The 18,940-nt window shown below is 68.5% G+C and carries 19 protein-coding genes; 10 read left to right on the top strand and 9 right to left on the bottom strand.

Annotated elements, in window-relative coordinates:
* Window positions 1–9 precede the first annotated feature (9 nt).
* A complete protein-coding gene (locus G1H10_RS14920) occupies window positions 10–636 on the bottom strand; it encodes a TetR/AcrR family transcriptional regulator (protein WP_216853280.1) in 627 nt (208 codons plus the stop codon).
* A gap of 213 nt (window positions 637–849) precedes the next feature.
* Here G1H10_RS14920 and G1H10_RS14915 point away from each other — a divergent pair, with 213 nt between their 5' ends.
* Window positions 850–1,683: an alpha/beta fold hydrolase gene (locus G1H10_RS14915; RefSeq protein ID WP_163739092.1), complete on the top strand. Its 834-nt coding sequence runs from the start codon at window positions 850–852 to the stop codon at window positions 1,681–1,683.
* 111 nt (window positions 1,684–1,794) lie between these two features.
* On the opposite strand, the gene G1H10_RS14910 is transcribed toward G1H10_RS14915, so the two are convergent.
* From G1H10_RS14910 to G1H10_RS14890, 5 genes are all read right to left on the bottom strand, one after another.
* Entirely contained in the window at window positions 1,795–3,168 is a 1,374-nt protein-coding gene (locus tag G1H10_RS14910) for a TIGR01777 family oxidoreductase (protein WP_216853279.1), read from the bottom strand.
* A gap of 73 nt (window positions 3,169–3,241) precedes the next feature.
* Window positions 3,242–3,775 carry a hypothetical protein gene (locus tag G1H10_RS14905; RefSeq protein WP_163739089.1) on the bottom strand — a complete coding sequence of 178 codons (534 nt, stop codon included), beginning with the start codon at window positions 3,773–3,775 and terminating at the stop codon, window positions 3,242–3,244.
* Window positions 3,776–3,780: 5 nt separating this feature from the next.
* The gene (locus G1H10_RS14900) at window positions 3,781–3,966 is read right to left on the bottom strand and encodes a hypothetical protein (RefSeq protein WP_163739086.1); all 186 of its coding nucleotides are present in this window, start codon (window positions 3,964–3,966) and stop codon (window positions 3,781–3,783) included.
* A 28-nt stretch (window positions 3,967–3,994) separates the two neighbouring features.
* Window positions 3,995–4,549 carry a hemerythrin domain-containing protein gene (locus G1H10_RS14895; protein ID WP_163739085.1) on the bottom strand — a complete coding sequence of 185 codons (555 nt, stop codon included), beginning with the start codon at window positions 4,547–4,549 and terminating at the stop codon, window positions 3,995–3,997.
* A gap of 11 nt (window positions 4,550–4,560) precedes the next feature.
* Complete coding sequence (locus G1H10_RS14890) at window positions 4,561–5,124, bottom strand: hemerythrin domain-containing protein (RefSeq protein ID WP_376778616.1); 564 nt, start codon at window positions 5,122–5,124, stop codon at window positions 4,561–4,563.
* Window positions 5,125–5,281: 157 nt separating this feature from the next.
* On the opposite strand from G1H10_RS14890, the gene G1H10_RS14885 reads away from it, so the two are divergent.
* The 6 genes from G1H10_RS14885 to G1H10_RS14860 all read left to right on the top strand — a co-directional run bounded on the left by G1H10_RS14885 (window position 5,282) and on the right by G1H10_RS14860 (window position 12,340).
* Window positions 5,282–6,130 carry a DUF998 domain-containing protein gene (locus G1H10_RS14885; protein ID WP_163739079.1) on the top strand — a complete coding sequence of 283 codons (849 nt, stop codon included), beginning with the start codon at window positions 5,282–5,284 and terminating at the stop codon, window positions 6,128–6,130.
* A gap of 153 nt (window positions 6,131–6,283) precedes the next feature.
* The gene (locus G1H10_RS14880; RefSeq protein WP_163739076.1) at window positions 6,284–6,754 is read left to right on the top strand and encodes an imine reductase family protein; all 471 of its coding nucleotides are present in this window, start codon (window positions 6,284–6,286) and stop codon (window positions 6,752–6,754) included.
* A gap of 30 nt (window positions 6,755–6,784) precedes the next feature.
* Window positions 6,785–7,663 carry an NAD(P)-dependent oxidoreductase gene (locus tag G1H10_RS14875; protein WP_163739073.1) on the top strand — a complete coding sequence of 293 codons (879 nt, stop codon included), beginning with the start codon at window positions 6,785–6,787 and terminating at the stop codon, window positions 7,661–7,663.
* A 32-nt stretch (window positions 7,664–7,695) separates the two neighbouring features.
* On the top strand, window positions 7,696–8,655 hold the full coding sequence (locus G1H10_RS14870) for a bifunctional helix-turn-helix transcriptional regulator/GNAT family N-acetyltransferase (RefSeq protein ID WP_163739070.1): 960 nt from the start codon (window positions 7,696–7,698) through the stop codon (window positions 8,653–8,655).
* 148 nt (window positions 8,656–8,803) lie between these two features.
* Window positions 8,804–10,114: a UDP-glucose dehydrogenase family protein gene (locus G1H10_RS14865; protein WP_216853278.1), complete on the top strand. Its 1,311-nt coding sequence runs from the start codon at window positions 8,804–8,806 to the stop codon at window positions 10,112–10,114.
* Window positions 10,115–10,228: 114 nt separating this feature from the next.
* Window positions 10,229–12,340 carry an acyltransferase family protein gene (locus G1H10_RS14860; protein WP_163739063.1) on the top strand — a complete coding sequence of 704 codons (2,112 nt, stop codon included), beginning with the start codon at window positions 10,229–10,231 and terminating at the stop codon, window positions 12,338–12,340.
* Here the strand turns inward: G1H10_RS14860 and G1H10_RS14855 are convergent.
* From G1H10_RS14855 to G1H10_RS14845, 3 genes are all read right to left on the bottom strand, one after another.
* Window positions 12,312–13,109 (bottom strand): class I SAM-dependent methyltransferase, encoded by a 798-nt coding sequence (locus G1H10_RS14855; RefSeq protein ID WP_216853277.1) that lies wholly within the window; start codon window positions 13,107–13,109, stop codon window positions 12,312–12,314. The genes G1H10_RS14860 and G1H10_RS14855 overlap by 29 nt on opposite strands.
* Window positions 13,110–13,240: 131 nt before the next feature.
* Complete coding sequence (locus tag G1H10_RS32405) at window positions 13,241–13,948, bottom strand: class I SAM-dependent methyltransferase (RefSeq protein ID WP_163739056.1); 708 nt, start codon at window positions 13,946–13,948, stop codon at window positions 13,241–13,243.
* Between the two features lie 50 nt (window positions 13,949–13,998).
* Window positions 13,999–14,754, bottom strand: a complete 756-nt coding sequence (locus G1H10_RS14845; protein ID WP_163739053.1) for a sulfotransferase family protein — start codon at window positions 14,752–14,754, stop codon at window positions 13,999–14,001.
* Between the two features lie 402 nt (window positions 14,755–15,156).
* On the opposite strand from G1H10_RS14845, the gene G1H10_RS34550 reads away from it, so the two are divergent.
* From G1H10_RS34550 to G1H10_RS14830, 3 genes are read left to right on the top strand one after another with little or no spacing between them, the layout of a single operon-like run.
* The gene (locus G1H10_RS34550) at window positions 15,157–16,254 is read left to right on the top strand and encodes a class I SAM-dependent methyltransferase (RefSeq protein WP_163739051.1); all 1,098 of its coding nucleotides are present in this window, start codon (window positions 15,157–15,159) and stop codon (window positions 16,252–16,254) included.
* Window positions 16,254–18,491, top strand: coding sequence for a hypothetical protein (locus tag G1H10_RS14835; RefSeq protein WP_163739047.1), 2,238 nt, complete (start codon window positions 16,254–16,256; stop codon window positions 18,489–18,491). Before G1H10_RS34550 ends, G1H10_RS14835 begins: the two co-directional genes overlap by 1 nt.
* Complete coding sequence (locus tag G1H10_RS14830; RefSeq protein WP_163739044.1) at window positions 18,491–18,922, top strand: hypothetical protein; 432 nt, start codon at window positions 18,491–18,493, stop codon at window positions 18,920–18,922. The genes G1H10_RS14835 and G1H10_RS14830 overlap by 1 nt, the downstream gene beginning before the upstream one ends.
* The last annotated feature ends 18 nt before the right edge of the window (window positions 18,923–18,940 follow it).

The following is an 18,940-nucleotide window of genomic DNA, read 5'->3' as shown; positions in this document are numbered from 1 at the left end:
GTGATCTTGCTATGCGCGGACACCGACGTTGAGGTCGGCGTCGATGAGTGTCTCGGCCGCGCGGCGCGCATGGCCGGCTGCCTCGGGTGTGCCGGCGATGGCGGCCGTCACCTGGGCGCCCTCGGCCAGGAGGACGAGCTGTGGACCCAGGTCGGCCGAGCCGCCGGCGTCGGCGACGAGTTGTGCGACGTATCGCTGGAAGTCTGTCTTGTGGTCGCGGACGATCTCGGCGACCCGCGGAACGACGCCGGCGAGCTCGCCGAACGAGTTGATGAATGCGCAGCCGCGGAAGTCGTCGTCGGAGAACCAGCGGCCGAGAAAGTCATAGATGGCCAGCAAGCGCTCGCGGGGCGAGTGCGCCAGCTGCACGGCGGAGGTGACGCCCTGTACCCACGTGTCGTGTCGGCGGTGCAGCACTTCTTCGACGATCGCTTCCTTCGACGGAAACAGTGCATAGAGCCGCTTGAGCGACAGCCCGGACTCGGCCCGTAGGTCGTCCATGCCGACGGCCTGGATCCCACGGCTGTAGTAGAGCCGATCGGCGGCCTGGAGAGCACGTTCCCGCGCCGCGTCGTCATCGATCCGAGTCCGTCTTCCGGTCCCGGCGGATTCTGCTGGCGGGCTTTGCGGGTGCACAGGTCCCATCCTTCCTTATCTGCAGAGGCAAACGTCCGCAGGGTCTCGCGGAGCGGTGAGGCGTGTCGCCGCGTCGCCGCCTCCACCCAACGTCGTCGCAGTACCCGAGACGGACGATGTCAGGCGGGCGACTTGACGCGAGAACGCACGTTCTCTACTATACGAGACATCGCGGAGAACGACCGTTCTCCCACTCGCCGCAAGGAGTTCACCATGCCGTACATCACGGTGGGAACCGAGAACAGCACCAGCATCGACCTCTACTACGAGGACCACGGAACCGGACAGCCTGTCGTGTTGATCCACGGCTATCCGTTGGATGGGCATTCGTGGGAGAAGCAGTCGGCCGCCCTGCTCAGGGAGGGCTATCGCGTGATCACGTACGACCGCAGGGGTTTCGGCCAGTCCAGCCAGCCGACGACCGGCTACGACTACGACACCTTCGCGGCGGATCTGAAGGTGGTCCTGGAGACGCTCGACCTGCATGACGTCGTCCTCGTGGGCTTCTCCATGGGTACCGGCGAGGTCGGGCGCTACTTGGGCACGTACGGATCTGAGCGGGTGGCCAAGGCGGCCTTCCTCGCCTCCCTCGAGCCGTTCCTGCTCAAGACCGACGACAATCCGGACGGCGTGCCGCAGGAGGTGTTCGACGGCATCTACGCAGCCGTGACCCAGGACCGCTATGCCTACTTCACCGAGTTCTACGCCGGCTTCTACAACACCGATGAGACGCTGGGGTCGCGCTTGTCCGAAGAGGCGCTGCGCAACAGCTGGAATGTCGCGGCAGGGTCGTCGTGGTACGCCTCCAGTGCGGCCGTCCCGACGTGGAGCACCGACTTCCGCGCGGACATTCCGAAGATCGACGTGCCGACATTGATCCTGCACGGTACGGCCGACAACATCCTTCCCATCGACGCGACGGCCAGGCCGTTCCGGAAGTTGCTGCCGCAGGCGACGTACGTGGAGGTGGAAGGGGCGCCGCACGGGCTGCTGTGGACCCACGCGGATGAGGTGAACGACGCGTTGCTGACCTTCCTGCGGAGCTGACCGTCGCAGGACCGCATGGCCGCGCCTGGGCGCACGCATCGCACAGGCGCGGCCATCCGTGGTTGTCGGTCCGGGCGCACGTCGCCAGTGGCGGTCGGGGAGAGTCGCGCGTCAGTGTGCCGTCTGCGGAGCGTCGGTAGCTCTCAGTCGCCCGAGCACATGCCGCAGCGCGTGTTCCAGATCGGGATGGCGGAACACGTGCGACGCGCCGGCGAGCACGCCGGGCGCTACCCGCTGACTGGCCAGCGCCAGTTCCTCGGCGCCTTCCTGCCCGAGCAGCAGCCGTGGGCCGAGCCCGGGCACCGGGACGAGCGCGGGCCGGCGCAGGACACGTGCCAGGGTTCGGGTGTACTCCGCGTTACGGACCGGCGTCGGCGCAACCGCGTTGAGCGGACCGTGGAGGTCGGCGTCGCATACGCTACGCAGGTAGATGTCGGCGAGGTCGTCGATGCCGATCCACGACAGCCATTGCGTGCCGTCCCCGAGGCGCCCGCCGAGTCCGGCGAAGAACATCGGATACAGCAGCTGCAACGTACCGCCCCGGGGTGTCTGCACGATGCCGGTGCGGACCTGGACACACCGGATACCGCTGCCGGCCGCGGGTGCCGTCGCGGCCTCCCAGTCCGCGACGACGTCAGCGAGGAAACCGTCGCCGCGTTCGTGATCCTCGGTGAGCAACTCGTCGCCGCGGTGGGATCCGTAGAAACCGATCGCCGACGCCGAGACGAAGACGTGAGGTCCGCTCGGCGCGGCCGCCGCGGCCTGGGCCAGCCGATGCGTCGGCCCGATCCGGCTGTCCCGGATCTCCCGCTTGTGCGATTCGGTGAACCGTCCGCCGATCGACGCTCCGGCCAGGTGGATGACCGCGTCCACACCGGCCAGCAGGTCGGTGTCCGGGCTCTCCGGATTCCACTGCCGCTCGTCCTGGCCGCGGGGTGACCGGCGCACCAATCGGATCACCCGATGCCCCGCGGTGCTGAGCAGCGCCGCCACGGCCGTGCCGACCAGACCGCTGGAGCCGGTGATCGCCACTGTCAACGCATCTGTCTGCCAGCGGCGAGAGCGCTCCTGCGCGGCGAGGTCCTCCGCGAGCTGAGCATGCCGGTAGCGGAACATCGACCGCAGCACGGCCTCGGGAACACTCGTCTCGACGACGTCCGTCACCCGGGTGCCACCGTCGTCGGGGGTGAACTCGTGGGTGTGCCGCCAGCTCAGTACCCGGGAGAACGGCGACGAGGCGAGCTGGTCGACGAACTGCCGGGGAGGGTCGTAACCGTCCGGTTGGTGTGCCGCCGCCCAGGTCAGCCCGCCGGGTAGGCGCAACCGCGCCCGTCCGTCGCGTAGCGACAGCGCCTCCTCGGCCACCCGGACCGGTTGCCAGGGCGGGGTCAACCGGCTGATGGCGCCGGGACGAGCGTGCCAGGCGAAGACGCCCTCGACCGACGCCGGCATGCGGCTCGAACGGAACACGTGACGGGCGACCATGACTGCTGAGCCTACGAGAGACCGGTACCGGCTCCGCGCCGCCACGCGCGGGCCGGCTCGGCCCTGTTCGGGCTCACCGGCGCGGCCGGATGGAGCGGCCGCCCCGGACGCGGCGGAGCAAGCGGACCCGCCGCTTGCTCGGATCGAGGCGATCCAGCGTGACCTGGGCCACCACACCGTAGACCAGGTGTGGAACCAGGTCCGCGGCCCAGTCGGCAGGTGCCCAGCGGCGTGGGTCGGTCACGCCCAGCGCGCTCATCGGCGCGTTGCCTGCGACGGTGGCCAGCGCCGACGCGGCGAGAACCGTCGTCACCGGTGATCGTGGCCGGCCCGCGGCCCGCATCGCCCCCAGCGCCGCACCGGTGCCGACGCCGGCGACGATACCGAGCAGCGCCCCGAGCGCGGAGGCACGCGCCTGCCGCGCCTCGGAGTCGCCCGGTATGGACGTGCCCAGCGAATCGGCCGTCCGCTCGACCGTCTTCTCGGGTGTCGAACTGCCCGGTCGGCCTCGTGCGACCATGTCGAGGTACGTGGTCGCGTTCAGCGCGGTGGTCCCGGCCGCACCGGCCAGGGCGCCGCGGGCCAGATGGTCGAAGAACGTCGCCATGACACCTACCGTTCGCCCTTGGGTCCCTCAGCACGGTCGGTGCGCTGAACGGGACGCAGATCCTCGTCTTCCTGCAAGCGGCGGTTCGCCTCTTCGTCGGCGTCCTGGTCTGCTGCTACGCCCTCGTCTTCCAGTTCCTTGCGGAGCCGGGCACGTTTGACGTCGTACTGGTGGCTTCCTGGACGTGGCATGTTCGCCTTCCTCTTGGTCTCTTTTCGGTCAGTCTCCGCGCAACCGGTCGGAGATCTCGGACTTGTTCATCGACGACGTGCCGCTGACCCCGGCGTTCTGTGCTTGCCGCGCCAGTTCTTCCTTGGTGGCCTCGCCGGGCCGGGCACCGAGATGCTCCGTCCGTGCGGCCACGAAGGCATCGGCCAGCTCGTCGCGTCGCTCATCGCTGAGCCGCTCGCGCATCCCGGGAAGGACTGTGTTCTCTTCCTCCTGGACGTGCTCGTTCACGGCGTTCACGAGCTCGCTGAGCAGCCGGTCGAAGTCCGACGACATCGGATCGACGTGTTGGAGGCGCTCGAGCATCTGCTCGGCCTCTTGATGTTCTTCCTGGCTGTGCGCGATCTCGTCGTTCTCACCGGCCTCCTGCTGGGCGGCCGGGTAGACGTGCATCTCCTCAGCTCGGCTGTGCGCCATAAGCAGCGAAGTCATCACCGGCAGCAGTAGGGGGCGCTGTTCGGGGTGTTCCTTCATCAGCTCGAACAACCGCTCGACTTCCCGGTGGTCTTGCGTGATCAGCTCGACGACATCGAGTTTCTTCGGCATGGGTCTTCTCCTCAACCGGTCTGGCGCCCGGCCAATGAGTCGCGGACCCGATCGACGAATCCGGCACCTGGTGCGAGGATCTTGTTCCACGGCGGCGTGTCCGGAGCACTGGGGTGCGGCCGCGTCGGCGCGCTCTGCTTCGCTTGCTCGACCTTCTGGCCGAGTTCGATCAGTTCGTCCCGGCCGCAGGCGTTCTCCAGCCGAGGCAATGCGTCGTTCTCCTCGTCCTCGACGTGGTGACGCACCTCCGAGATCAGCTCGCGCACCAGCGTCTGGAATCGCTCTTCGGTAACGTCGAGCGACTCGAGCTCCTTCAGGGTCTCCTCGATCTCGGAGTGCTCGCTGATCTCGTGATCGGCGAGCTCGTCTCCGTCATCGAGATGCTCGCGGAACGCTGGGTACAGGTACTGCTCCTCCGCCACGGAGTGCCGAACCAGTTCGGCGATGACCTGGTCGGCGAGCTGGCGCAGCTGCTCGGAGTCGGATGTGGACTCCAGTTGCTTGAACAGTTCTTCAACTTCGCGGTGATCTTCGACGATCACATCGATCACCGTGCGGGTGGGTGCGGACATCAAACCTCCTGTGGGCGTTCCGTGCTTGCGCCGTAGTGCGTACCCCATTGAGCCGCCGTCGAACGTGGTCGGCGCCTATGCCCGCGGGTTTGCGGCACGAACAGCCCGGGCGCGAATCCTCCAAAGGTAACGCAAAGTGTGACCGTTGTGTTATAGTTTCGTGATCTCATGGTTGGGGTATCGCTCTGGGGATCCTCGGCTGATCGGCCGTGAAGAGGCACGCCGGCGGCTTGATGAATGGGGTGAGCAGTTCTTCATGGTGGCGCGGTTGGCTCAGTGGTCCCGCACGCGGACGATCTTCACCTGGATCGCGATGGCGTCGATCGGGGGCGCCCTGATCTTCACTCTCGGCTGGCTCATCGCCGGACGTCTGCAGGACCATTACAACCCGCGCAGTGACTACATCAGCTCGCTTGCCGCGGTCGGAGCCGTCGACGCGTGGATCATGATCCTCGCGCTCGTGGTGTTCGGACTGAGCGTCATCTCGCTGGGAGCAGGGCTGATCCTGTCGCTGAACGACACCTTCGGCCGGATCGGATCCCTTGGTGTTCTCGCCAGCGGGCTCGGCGTGATGCTGGTCGGCATCATGCGGCACGACTGCGGCGTGCAGCTGCCTACCTGCTCGTTCAAGGTGAGCATGGGGGAGATATCCGGCTACCACGCCGTTCACGATGTGGTGGCGGCGACCACGTTCGTCGTCGCCGGCGCGTCTCAGCTGCTGATCTCGCGGAGCGCGAAACGCAGCGAGGGATGGCGTCATCTGCGCATTCCCTCCGCGGTCAGCGGTGGTCTGACCCTGGGGCTCTTCCTGTTGATGAGTTCGCCGGCGCTGGTGAGCTGGGTGGGTGTACTGCAGCGCGGCATCGCGCTGGTCGCGAGCCTGTGGGTCAGCGCGCTCGGCGTTCACCTCTACTGGATGCGCGGTCGCCGGCGCAACGCCTTGACGTCGGCGGCCGTCCACCGGGCCGATGCGGGCGGCGGTGCGCGCTCGCCGGCGGCGCGTGTCTAGCTTCGCGCCTCCAGACGTCCATCGCCGACGCTCGTCAGCGGGTCGTCAGCGCGACACCAGCGAATCGTGAGCGGCATGGCCAAGGCTCTTCTCGTGACCGCGTGAACCGGCATCCGGTCGGTTCACGCCGCTGCGGAGGGGAGCCACACCACCATGACGGCCCAAGCATTGGCGCCACACGCCCCCGGGTCGGGCGACCATCGGCCTGCGACGCCGCCAGACATCGGGCGCGAGATGGCGTGGCTGGACACCTTCTGGACCGCCATGGTCGGCCTCACCCACGCCGTCGCGCTCGGGCACGCCTCGGGGACGTCGGTGGCGGACCTGCTCACTGCTGCGGAGCAAGCGCTGGAGGCCGCGCGCGACGCCGTCGCCGGAATGGCCGGTGCCGTCGAGGCGGGAACCGGCGGAGGGACGCAGCCGACGGTCGCGGCCGGGGTGGGGGAGATGGAGCGGGTGATCCGCGCCGCCCAGTCATACGGCCTGGACGCGAGCGTCCTGCGATCCGCGGCGAGCCTGGCCGACCGGGTGGTCAACGCCGGCCACGGCGACGAGCCGATCACGTTCATGGTGACCGCACTCGCGCAGAGTGCCATCCGTCCGCATCCGCAGGCGCTGGACTGACCCTGATCAATGAATGAAGGAGCACAGACGATGACAGAGCACACTCCGGTGACGGTCCTGGGGCTCGGACCGATGGGCACGGCGCTCGCGAGCGCGTTCGTACGTGCAGGACACCGCACGACCGTGTGGAACCGGACGGCCGGCAAGGCGGCGCCGCTGGTGGAGAAGGGAGCCGTCGCGCCCGGGTCGGCGGCGGACGCGGTCGCGGCGAGCCCTCTGACCGTGGTCTGCGTGATCGACTACGACGCGGTGCGGGCCATTGTCGAGCCGGTCGCGGAGAGCCTGCGCGGCAAGACGCTGGTGAACCTCACCGCGGACACGCCCGACCGGGCGCGCGAACTCGCCGCCTGGGCGGCGGAACGGGGCATCGACTACATCGACGGCGCGATCATGACCCCGACGGTGACCATCGGGGGACCGGATGCGGTCTTCCTCTACAGCGGCCCGGAGCAGGTGTACGAGTCCAACCGGTCCACCCTGGCGAGCCTCGGCGGCACGGGCGCGCATGTGGGCACTGACCCGGGACGCGCGGCGGCGTACGACGTCGCATTGCTCGACACCTTCTGGACCGCGATGAGCGGTGTCGTGCACGCTCTCGCGCTGGCCGAGGCGGAGGGCATCGCCGGCGCCGAGATCGCCGAACGCATGCAGGGCATCCTCGCCCTGGCCGGGCAGCTCACGCCCGAGCTCGCATCGGACGTCGACCGGGGCAGCTACCCGGGTGACGACTCCACGATCGTCTCGAATGCCGCCGGCATGGAACACATCATCCATGCCGCGCGCAGCCGCGATATCGACCCAAGTGTGCTGGAGGCCGCGAAGGCGGTGGCGGACCGTGCCATCAAGGACGGGCACGGCCAGGACGGCTTCTCCCGGCTGGCCGACACATTGCGTCGCACCGATACTTGACGGCGTCAAGGAAATACTTGACTATATCAAATATGGCGACGATCACAGCCACGGCCGCCGACCCTCGGGTGGCGGCCGTACGGCGGTTCAACCGGTTCTTCACCAGGCAGATGGGCCTACTCGACCAGGGCCTGCTGCAGACAAGATTCAGCCTCACCGAATCCCGGGTCATCTTCGAGCTAGCGCAGCGGGAGAGAAGCGAAGTGTCCGATGTCCGCGCCGCGCTGGGCATCGACCCCGCGCACCTCAGCCGCGTGCTCGCACGCTTCGAGAAGTCGGGCCTCATCGAGCGCGCACGCTCGCGGGAGGACGCGCGGCGGCAGACGGTCAGCCTGACCCAGGCCGGCCGCGATGCATTCCAGACGTTGAATGCCCGTTCGAACCTGCAGGCGGAACGGATGCTGGCCCGGCTCGACGAGAGCGAGCAGGAGCGGCTGGTGCGGGCGTTCGCCACGATCACCGACGTGCTGGGGGAGAACGTATCCGAGGACGGTGGCCCGGCGGTGCGCACCCATGTCATCCGGCCGTTGCGTCCCGGGGATCTGGGCTGGGTCGTGCAGCGGCACGGTGCGTTGTACGCAGAAGAGTACGGCTGGGATCAGACCTTCGAGGCGTACGTGGCGCGGATCATCGCCGAGTATGGCGAGCGAACCGACCGGGGCCGGGAGAGCGGCTGGATCGCCGAGGTGGACGGTTCGCCGGCGGGGTGTGTGTTCTGCATGCGCCGGGACGACCAGACGGCGCAGCTGCGGCTGCTGCTCGTCGAGCCGGCCGCCCGCGGCGCCGGGCTCGGCGCGAGACTGGTGGAGCAATGCATCGACTTCGCCAGGGCAGCCGGATACGCGAAGATCGTGCTGTGGACCAACGACGTGCTCACCGCGGCCCGGAGCCTCTACCTCAAGGCCGGCTTCCGATGTGTGGAGGAAGCCCCCCACCACAGTTTCGGCCACGACCTTGTCGGACAGATGTGGGAGCGCGATACTCGGCGGTGAGAGACTCCAGGGGTCAGGGTCGCCCGGCCACGGCTGAGCGGGCCGGTCCGCGATGCAACATGGACGCAAACATCGACGTGGTACCGTCCGGCGCATCGTAGGACAACACTCACCGAATAGCGGCTCAGCAGAGAAAGGGCCTTCAACCGTGCGCGTATCTGTCATCGGCACCGGCTACCTGGGTGCCGTCCATGCCGTGGGAATGGCCGAGCTCGGACACAGCGTCGTCGGAATCGACGTAGACGAGGACAAGGTGGCCGCGCTCAGCGACGGGCGCGCGCCGATCTACGAGCCGGGTCTCGACGAGCTGCTGAAGAAGCACGCGGAGACCGGGCTGCTGCGATTCAGCACCGATTACGCCGAAGCGGCGGACGCGGAGGTGCATTTCATCTGCGTCGGAACCCCGCAGCGTGCGGACGGGCTCGCCGCCGACATGACCTTCGTCGATCTCGCCGTCGATGCGCTCGCGCCGCACCTGGCCGGCGCGTGTCTGGTGGTCGGCAAGTCGACGGTGCCGGTCGGTACCGCGCAACGACTCGCCAACCGGCTGACCAAGCTGGCACCGGCCAGCAGCGACGTCGAGCTCGCCTGGAACCCCGAGTTCCTGCGGGAGGGGTTCGCCGTGCAGGACACGCTCCGGCCGGACCGGCTCGTCTTCGGTGTCACCACATCCGACGCAGAGGTCACGCTGCGGGAGCTATACGCCGACGTGATCACGGCCGGCAGTCCCGTGGTGGTGACCGACCTGCCCACTGCGGAACTGGTGAAGGTCTCCGCGAACGCGTTCCTGGCGACGAAGATCTCCTTCATCAACGCCATCTCCGAGATCTGCGAGGTCGCCAGTGCGGACGTCACCAAGCTGGCGGATGCGCTCGGCCACGACGTACGCATCGGACGCAAGTACCTCAACGCCGGTCTGGGGTTCGGCGGCGGCTGCCTGCCGAAGGACATCCGGGCGTTCATGGCCCGCGCGGGCGAGCTCGGCGCCTCGCACGCGCTGACCTTCCTGGCCGAGGTGGATGCGATCAACCTGCGCCGGCGCGAACGGGTGGCGGAGATCGCCCGGGACATGATCGGTGGCCAGCTGGTCGGGCGACGGGTGGCCGTGCTCGGCGCGGCGTTCAAGCCCGATTCCGACGACGTGCGTGACTCGCCGGCGTTGAACGTTGCCGGACGGCTGCACCTGCAAGGGGCGCATGTGGCGGTATACGACCCGAAAGGCATGGACAACGCGAAGAAGATCTTCCCCACGCTGGAGTACGCCCCATCCGCGATGGACGCGTGCCGACGTGCAGACGTCATCCTGCACCTCACGGAGTGGACGGAATTCCGCGAGCTCGACCCGGCACGCGTCGCCGCCGTGGTGAACGACCGCAACCTGATAGACGCCCGGAACTGCCTGGACGCGGAGGCGTGGCGCGCAGCGGGATGGACCTACCGGGGCCTAGGCCGGCCATAGCACCACGCCCGGGCGTGTTCCGGGCGGGTAAAGCTCCCCGATCACGCTGAAACATCCTGGAAAGGCTGCTCGGTTACGGTGCGGCGGTCCGACATGACCGACCGTTGAGTGACCATGGGGAGCACCACCATGCCGGCAGCCCAGCCTGCTCCCGTTCCGCCTGCCATCCCGGCCGAGCGTAGACGTCGGCCGGGCGCCGCCGGCTTTCGGGGCGATATCCAGGGCCTGCGCGCCGTCGCGGTGCTCCTGGTGCTGGCGTTCCACGCGGGCATCCCCGGTGTCCAGGGCGGATACGTGGGAGTGGACGTCTTCTTCGTCATCTCCGGGTTCCTGATCACCGGCCTGATGATCCGCGAGGTGGAGAGCACCGGGCGGCTGAACCTCCGGCGCTTCTGGGCACGCCGGGTACGGCGGCTACTGCCGGCCGCGACGGTGACACTGACGGCGGTCGCGGTGGCCGTGCTGGTGGTGTTGCCGGTCACCCGCTGGCCGTCCATCGCCTGGGACCTGCTCGCCGGCGCGATGTATGTGATGAACTGGCGGCTCGCCGAGGAATCGGTGGACTACCTGGCCGCGGAGTCGGCCCCGAGCCCGGTTCAGCACTTCTGGTCGCTGGCCGTCGAGGAGCAGTTCTACATCGGCTGGCCGCTGGTCGTGATCGCGGTGATCGCGATCGCGCGGCACCGCGGATGGCGCCCCCGGCGAGCGATGTTCGGTTCCGTTCTGCTGCTCGGTGCATGCTCCCTGGGCTGGTCGGCCTGGCTGACCGAAGCCGAACCGGGGCGTGCCTATTTCGTGACGACGACGCGTGCCTGGGAACTGGCGCTCGGTGCGGCCCTGGCGATCGTGGCGCCCCGTCTCGCCCGGTTGCCCCGCGTACCAGCCGAAGCATTGAGTTGGGCGGGCCTGGCAGCGATCACCTGGGCGGCAGTGACGTTCGATGAGACGACGGCGTTCCCGGGGGTGGCCGCGCTGGTCCCCACCCTCGGCGCCGCGGCTGTGGTCACGGCCGGGATCGGTACGAGCGAGCACACCGCGTGCCGTGCGTTGAACCTGCCGGTGATGCGCGACGTCGGTGCGCTCTCGTACTCGCTCTACCTGTGGCACTGGCCGGTTCTGGTGGCGGCCGCCGCGGTGTGGGGACGCGACGACGGCACACTGTGGTGGCCGGTCGCCGTGCTGGCGGCGGGGTTCTCGGTGGTCCCGGCGTGGTTGACCTACAGGGTGGTGGAGGAGCCGATCCACCATGGACGGTTCTTCGCCGGCTCGTCGTGGCGAGCGGCCGGGCTGGGGACGGCATGCACGGCCGTCGGCGTCGGCGCCGCTGTCGTCGTCGCGTCGGCCGTGCCGACGGTGTCGTACCCGTCCGAAGAGGAAGCCCCCGGAGCGGCGGCGCTGATGCATGGTGGCCGCGCGGTCGTCGCCGATGTCGCGCTCGATCCGGTGGCGGCCGTCGATGATGCCGCGGATGTCTACGCCGACGGCTGTCACCAGCAAGAGAGGGCGAGCGAGCTGGTCAGCTGCGTCTACGGCGATCCGGACTCGGAGATCGAGATCGCACTGGCCGGTGACTCACACGCGGCGCAGTGGCAGCCCGCGCTGCAGAGAGTCGCGTCGTCACATGGGTGGCGGCTGGAGACGTACACAAAGTCCGCGTGCGCGCTCTCCGACGTGACGCTTGCGCGGGGCGGCGAGCCCTACATCTCGTGCGACGAATGGAATGCCCGGCTCATGGACGTCTTCACCGGGCCGGATCGGCCGGATGTCGTCGTCCTGAGTGCGAGCAACGCCCGCGAGGCCTACAGCGACGACGGCACCCTAGGAGAGACCGAAAATGACGAGGTGCTGGCCGACGGGCTGGAACGGACCTGGTCGGCCATCAGGGACGGTGGAGCGGAGGTAGTGGTGATCCGGGATACGCCGTGGCGTACCTTCGCCACTCCCGAATGTGTGGCCGAGAATCCCGATGCGCTGCACGAGTGCGAGTCCGACGCGTTGAGCGACCTGAATCGCAACGGCCGGTCGGACGTGCTGGCACGAGAGCGGACCGAGGGGATCACCTGGGTGGACATGACGGACTACATCTGCCCGGACGGACGGTGTCCGGCGGTGATCGGCAATGTGATCGTGTGGCAGGACAGGCACCACCTCACCGGCCGGTACTCGTCGTCACTCGCGGCCGCGCTGGACGAGGGGATCAGCCGAGCGGTACGGCGTGTGGGCTAGGTGTCCCGTGGATCTCGCGTGACATTACCGGTCGCCGCAGGGTCAAGTATGCGAACCCGAGCAGGCCGCGGTGCCCGCGCAACCAATAGCCCCGATGTGCGTCGGCGCGCGCCCGGATTTCGTCAGCGCGCGGATCGCCGGGATGCTCGACCAGCCACGACTCCATGTCTGCCAGAAAACCCGACTCGAAATCGTCCCATTCCGACCGCTCTACCGCCTCGACACGCATCGGCCGCAGTCCTGCCGCGATCGCCGAATCGGTCAGTCCTGCCAGGTCGTGCCAATCGTCGGCTGACGTGCCCTCCCACATCGAGGCGAGCTCGGCGTCTGTCGGCGGTCGTTCCCAGAATCCGTCGGCGAAGAGCACCCACCCGCCCGGCTCCACCAAGCCGGCCAACGCCGACAACGCGGCATCAGTAGACCCCCACGCGTGCGAGGCGCCGATACACACGGCCAGATCGGGCGCTGGACCCTCCCAGCCGGAGGCATCGCCCTCCACGAAGCTCACCCGATCATCCAGACCCGTATCTGCGGTCGTCTTCCGCGCTGATTCCAGCAATTCGGCATCGATATCCACGCCGAGGCATCGCGCTTGCGGAGCCGCCGACGCGATCCGACGTAGCAGCGCCCCCAGGCCACAACCGAAATCGACCACCATCCTCGGGTCGGCACCGGCCAATTCGCGCACAAGGCGCTCGACGCGCCATGTGGCGATGGGAGAATTGAACTCGAGATGGCCGAAACGCACGGGCCCTGCACTGCCAGTCACGGCGTCCGAGCGTAGCGAGTCTGACCACGCCACAACAATCGGATTTCGCCGGCGGCCGGTCTGAATGCGCAGATCAGGGAAGTGGTCCGGCGAATCGCCTAGGCTCCGCTGTGTGGCTCCATCGTTCACTGTTAGGGCGATGATGGCTTGAGGGCGCTGAGCAAGCCGCGCTTGCCTGTTCCGCGATCGCTGATCCGGGTGGTGTCCGGTCGTTTGCGGGCCCAGCCCCAGCCGTCGCGCTCGTGGACGTCGACGTAGCCGGGATGGGTCCGGACCAGGAGCTCGAAGACCTTGCGCACCTGCGGGGTGCGACGCTGCTCCTCCGGTAGCTCCTTCACCCAGGGCTGTTTGCGCATGTGCTTGGAGCCGCCGAGGGTCCAGTCCAGGTCGTCGAAGAGCACCCATCCGCCCGGTGCCAGCAAGAGGTCCACCAGGAAGAACGCGAAGCCGCTGACGTCCCAGGTGTGCCCGCCGTCGATGTAGGCGAAGTCGAACCTGGGCTGCGGGTCCTGATCGAGCAGTTTCATCAGGTCCCACGTGTATGACGTCTCCGCGTAGACCGGCGTGACGCGCTCGGTGAGTCCGGTGCGTTCGAGCAACTCGTGGATGTTGGGATCGCGCCGGCGGGCGGAGTCCCGGTCGAAGGTCAGCACGTGGGCGTCGCCGCCGATCTCGTCCGCCGCCGCGGCGAAGTAGCAGGTGGACTTGCCGTGAGCGAAGCCGAGCTCGAGGATGCGGCCGAGCTTGTTCTCCACCAGGAAGTCGTAGACAAGCCTGCCTTGCTCGGTCTTCATGTACTGGACGCCGGCGATGACGTCTTCGACGTCGTCGAACTTCATCTGTTCTCCTCAGGGTCTGTGGCGGGATGGGGCGGGGAGACCGGCGGTGGTCAGGCAAGATCCCAGCGCGGTGCGTCCGGCCACAGCTCACTCAGGCGTGCCACGTCCGGGGCGAAGATCTCGGCGAGCCGCGCCCGCATGGTGTCGGTCAGAGAGATGCCGTTGTCGTCGATCACCAGTGCCGGGTCGTCCGGCACCGTGCGGCCCGATGCCGCCAGTCTGGATGCGGTGACGTTGGAGCGCCGTGCGGTGTCGACGGCGACGCCGTCGTCCACGCCGATGAAGCGGAACAGATGCGTCAGGACCTGCTGTGGCTCTCGGGCGAGTCGTTCCGTTCCGACCAGCGTGATCTGGGCGGGATCGAACAGCGCGAGGTAGCGCTCGAGCTGCCAGGCGTACCGGGAGGTCATGAGGATCTTGCTGTCGGTGGCGAGCTGCTCGGAGAACGAGCCCTTCTCCCGTCCCCGGCGCACGTCGTGCAGGTAGTTGGACAGGGTCCGGTCGATCGGGTTGCGCAGGACGCAGATGAGCTTCGCATCCGGGACGACGTGGTGGATGCGGGCGGCCGTTCTGGGCCAGATATGCGCCTTGAGGTAGTTGGGGCTTGATTCGCCCGCGGCCTTGGAATCGGCGGCGCGGGCGAACTGCGCCTCGTACCACGGCAGCCCGCGCTGGTATTTGCGGCAGAAGAAATCCAGCTCCTTCCGCCGTGTGGTGAAGACGTCCGGATGCTGGCCCAGATAGTCGTGCAGGCTGGATGTGCCGGATTTCATCGCACCGATAACCAAGAATGTGGGGACTGGCATTCGACGAGTGTAACGGTGTGGCCACGGCTGTCCAGTGGCTGCCGGAATTCATCTCCCGTCATGTCGGCCGGTGGGCTGGCGGTATGTTTCCGGATTCCTGAGATTGTGCTAAAAGAATGTTAAGCGAACGGAATTCTCGCGACGTTCTGGCAATATTCTCACACAGGCCGGTCAGACTCGGGTGCAGTGCGCCTGTACATCCAGAGATCCGCTTCAGCATGCAGGTCAGGAGCGGTGTGGGCAGGCCCGGCATGCGGTGGCCGGCGCTCGCACCCGGCGGATTTCGTGTGGCGGGTCCGGTCCGTGGCCCTGCTATCGTTCGACGGCATCACGGGCACAGGGTGTCGACGGCCGAGATGGACGGCGTTCGAGATTGTCGGCGTAAAGTGATGGGTGGACTTCGTGCTTCTTTCCTCGCGTCGTCAGCGCGTGTTGGCGCTGATGTGTGCCGTACTCGGCGCTTCGTCGGTGGGCGCGTCGGCGGGCGGGCAATGGCGAATAGCGGCCGCCGCTGCAGGAATGCTGCTGTGCGCGGCCGTGCTGATTCTGGTCGATGTGTCCGGACGCGCCAGGAATCTGGAACGCCGGCAGGCGGTCCTCTCCAAACGCGTTGACGGACTTTTTACCCAACAGAAACGCGAAGCGACCGCGTCGCGTTCGTCGCTGACCGAGAATGCTGCACGGATCATCGACGCCGTCGAGTCCGGCGACGCCCGACTGCTCGAGGCGGTGCACGCGGCCCACGGCGCAAGCGATCGCCTCGGCACCGTCGAGGACGGCGTCGTCCGCCTCGAAGAGGAGGCGGCGCGGCAACGGCAGACTCACGCCGGATTCCGCAAGGAGGTGTTCGGCGTGATCCGGGATCAGACGCGAGAGGTGGAGGCACTGTTACAGCTGTTCTCCAGGGTGTCGCCGCGGCAGCCCATGCCGTCGTCCGGACGCTGGGCGCTCGACGCCACCGGGCTGCTCAACCTGTATGCCCTGGTGCAGCGGGACCGGCCCGAACTGGTGGTCGAGCTGGGCAGCGGCACGTCGACGGTCTGGCTCGGATACGCGCTGGAAGCGGCCGGCACGGGACGCCTGGTCTCGGTGGATCATCTGGACGAGTTCGCCGGGCACGCCCGTGCCGCTGTCGACCTGCACGGCAACCGGGACAGCACCGAGGTCCGGCACGCGCCGCTCACCCCGCTGCGGTTGGGGGACGAGGAGTTCGCCTGGTATGACCGGTCGGCGCTGGCCGACCTCGACGGTATCGACATGCTCGTGGTGGACGGCCCGCCGAAGGTCACTGGACGTCATGCCCGTTACCCCGCGCTGCCGGTACTGCTCGAGCATCTCGCCGACGACGCGCTGGTCGTCCTGGACGACACGGACCGCAGCAGCGAACAGAAGATCGTGGACCGATGGCTGGAGACGGTCCCGGGGCTGCGCCGGGAGCCGGTGCTGGTCGGCGCGCAGGCGGTCCTGCGGTACACCCGCCCCGGGGCGGAGGTGGCCTGATGCGCAGCTACGACATCGTGGTCGTCACCGACCCCCGGCTGGTCGGTGGCGGCAACAAGTCCCTGGCTCAGGAGATCCGGGCGCACGCTCGGCGCGGGTATACCACCGGCCTGATGCCGTACGTGTCGAACTCGAAGGGCGCCCGGATCGTCGACGTCAGCATCCGGGAGCTGCTGGACGAAGGGCTGGTGGAGTGGGTACGGCCGGACGACGGGGTGCGGTGCGCTCTGGCGCTGGCGCGCGGTCCGTCGCTGTTCCTGGAGGCGCAACCCGCACCGGTCCGGCTGCACGCCGAGCGCGCGGTGCTGGTGGCCAACGCGGTGCACGTGGACGCGGCGATCTCGAAGATGGCTTACAACCCGGACGAGGTGGACGCGACTCTGGCGGACGTGTTCGGCCGGCGCTGGGAGTGGGTTCCGCTCAGCGACGTGGTCCGCGGCGAGCTGCGCAAGTTGACCAGCACGCTGGACGTCTCGGCCGAGACCTGGGCGAACATCGTCGACCTGGATCAGTGGCGGCTGCCCCGGGCGAACACCCTGCGCCGGCCGTTCCTGCTCGGCCGGCACTCCCGCGATGACCGGGCGAAATGGCCGGAGAGCGCGAGGGAGATCCTCGCGGCGTACCCGTCGTCGCCGGAGTATCAGGTGCGGGTGATGGGCGGCGCCAGGACGGCGGCCGCCGTCCTGGGCGAGCTGCCGGCGACGTGGACGGTGGAGCCGTTCGGCGCGCGCCACCCGCGTAGCTTCCTCGCCGACGTCGACGTCTACCCGTATTTCCACCACCCCCGGTGGGTGGAGGCGTTCGGGCGGGCACCGTTGGAGGCGATCGCCACCGGCGCGGTGACGATACTGCCGGAGTACTTGCGCGCGGTGTTCGGACCCGGAGCGCTGTACGCGGAGCCGGACGACGTGCAGGGGATCGTGAAACGGCTGGCCGACGATCCTGGCATGCTGGCAGAGCGGCGCGAGGCAGGCTGGCAGACCGTACGGGAACGGTTCGGTCCGGAGGCATACGTGGCCCGGATCGCGCGGCTGATCGGCCCGCCGTCGGCCTCGGAAGGCCGGACGGCGCCGTTCCGGAGCCGCACCGCGCCCGGCGCCGCCGACACCGTCCCGGCTCGACCGGACTCGCCGCGTGCCCGCCCGCGCCGGCGGGTCGTCTTCTTCACCGACAACGGCCACGGCCTGGGGCACATCTCGCGCATGCTGGCCATCGCCACCCGGTGCTCGCCGGACGTGATGCCGTTCATGCTGACCATGTCCGAGGCGTATGGGATCGCCAGCGGATCCGGCGTGCCCGCGGAGTACTTCCCATCCTGGAAACGGCTCGGCCTGGATCGCTTCGCCTGGCGGGAGCTGCTCCGGATCCGGTTGCGGCAGCTGGTGCAGCGGCTACGGCCGGAGCTGGTGGTGGTCGACCACGTGAACCCGCCGCCACTGCTGTTCGAGATCGCCGCCGAGTATCCGGGGCTACGGACCATGTGGGTACGGCGAGGACTGTGGCGGGCCGGCCGGCGGCCTGGCGGGGCGAAGTACTCGCACCTGTTCGACCACATCCTGGAGCCGCTCGACCTCGCCGCGGCCATGGACCGCGGAGCGACCACGCGGATGCCGCACGAGAACATCCACCACGTCGGCCCGATCAACCTGGTGGACACCGACCAGATGCCGGCCCGGGACGAGGCCCGGCACGAGCTGGGCCTTCCCGGTGACGGTGCCGCGATCCTGCTGAACATGTCCGCCGACACCACGCAGGATCTGGTCCGCCTTATCACGCACGTCCGGGACAACGTGCGACGACGACGGCCGGGCGCGACGCTGTTCGCTCCCGAACACGTGCTGCACGCCGACCGGCTGCCGCAGATCGACGGTGTGGTGATGAAACCGATCTATCCGGTCGCCCGGTATCTGCACGCGTTCGACGCGGCGGTGTCCACCACCGGGTACAACACCTTCCACGAGATCGTCCTGGCCGGCACGCCGTGTGTGTTCATGGCCCGGCAGACCGGCAGCCTGGACGACCAGGCGTTGCGGGCGCGGACCGCCACGCTGGGCGGCTTCGGACTGCATGTCGACGACGTGTGGTCGGCCGGCTTCGTGCACGCCCTGAACACCCTGCTGGACCCGGTGCGGGCACGGCGCATGCGGCGGGCGGCGGCAGTGGCACATCCGGGTAACGGCGCCGCGGACGCGGCCCGCGTGGTCTCCGCCATCGCCACCGGACGGGAGGTCCGGTAATGGGCAGAAGCACGGAGCAACTGCTGGCCGAGGCCCGCGGCGGCATGCCGTCCGGACATTACCTGCCGCCCCGCGCACGCAACGGTGCGGTCCGGGTCCTCGTGGTGGCGGTCGGGCACGATCCGGCGCAGCTGGAGGCGCTGGCGGACGAACTCGCCTGGCTGCAGGTCGACCGGCCGTACATCAAACCGGTCCTGCTGCTGAACTCGCCCGACGTGGCGCCGGTCCGGCGACGCGGGTTCGTCTACGAGACCGCCGTCGACCCGGCGACGTGGCCCGCGTATGACGCCACCGACGGGTCGTACGACACCTACGTGCAGCAGCGCGTCATCGAGATGGTGCGGGTGTACGAGCCGCACCACACGGTCGTCGCGGAGCCGGAGAGACCGCTGCCGCGGTGGCCGTTCGCCAAGAGCCTGGACTCGTACTAGGACGATGAGGAGCGCAGA

It is taken from the genome of Phytoactinopolyspora halotolerans (genome assembly GCF_010550675.1).
Lineage (GTDB): Bacteria > Actinomycetota > Actinomycetes > Jiangellales > Jiangellaceae > Phytoactinopolyspora > Phytoactinopolyspora halotolerans.
Note: the sequence above shows the minus strand (reverse complement) of the source record. Positions and strands in the feature narration are given on the sequence as shown.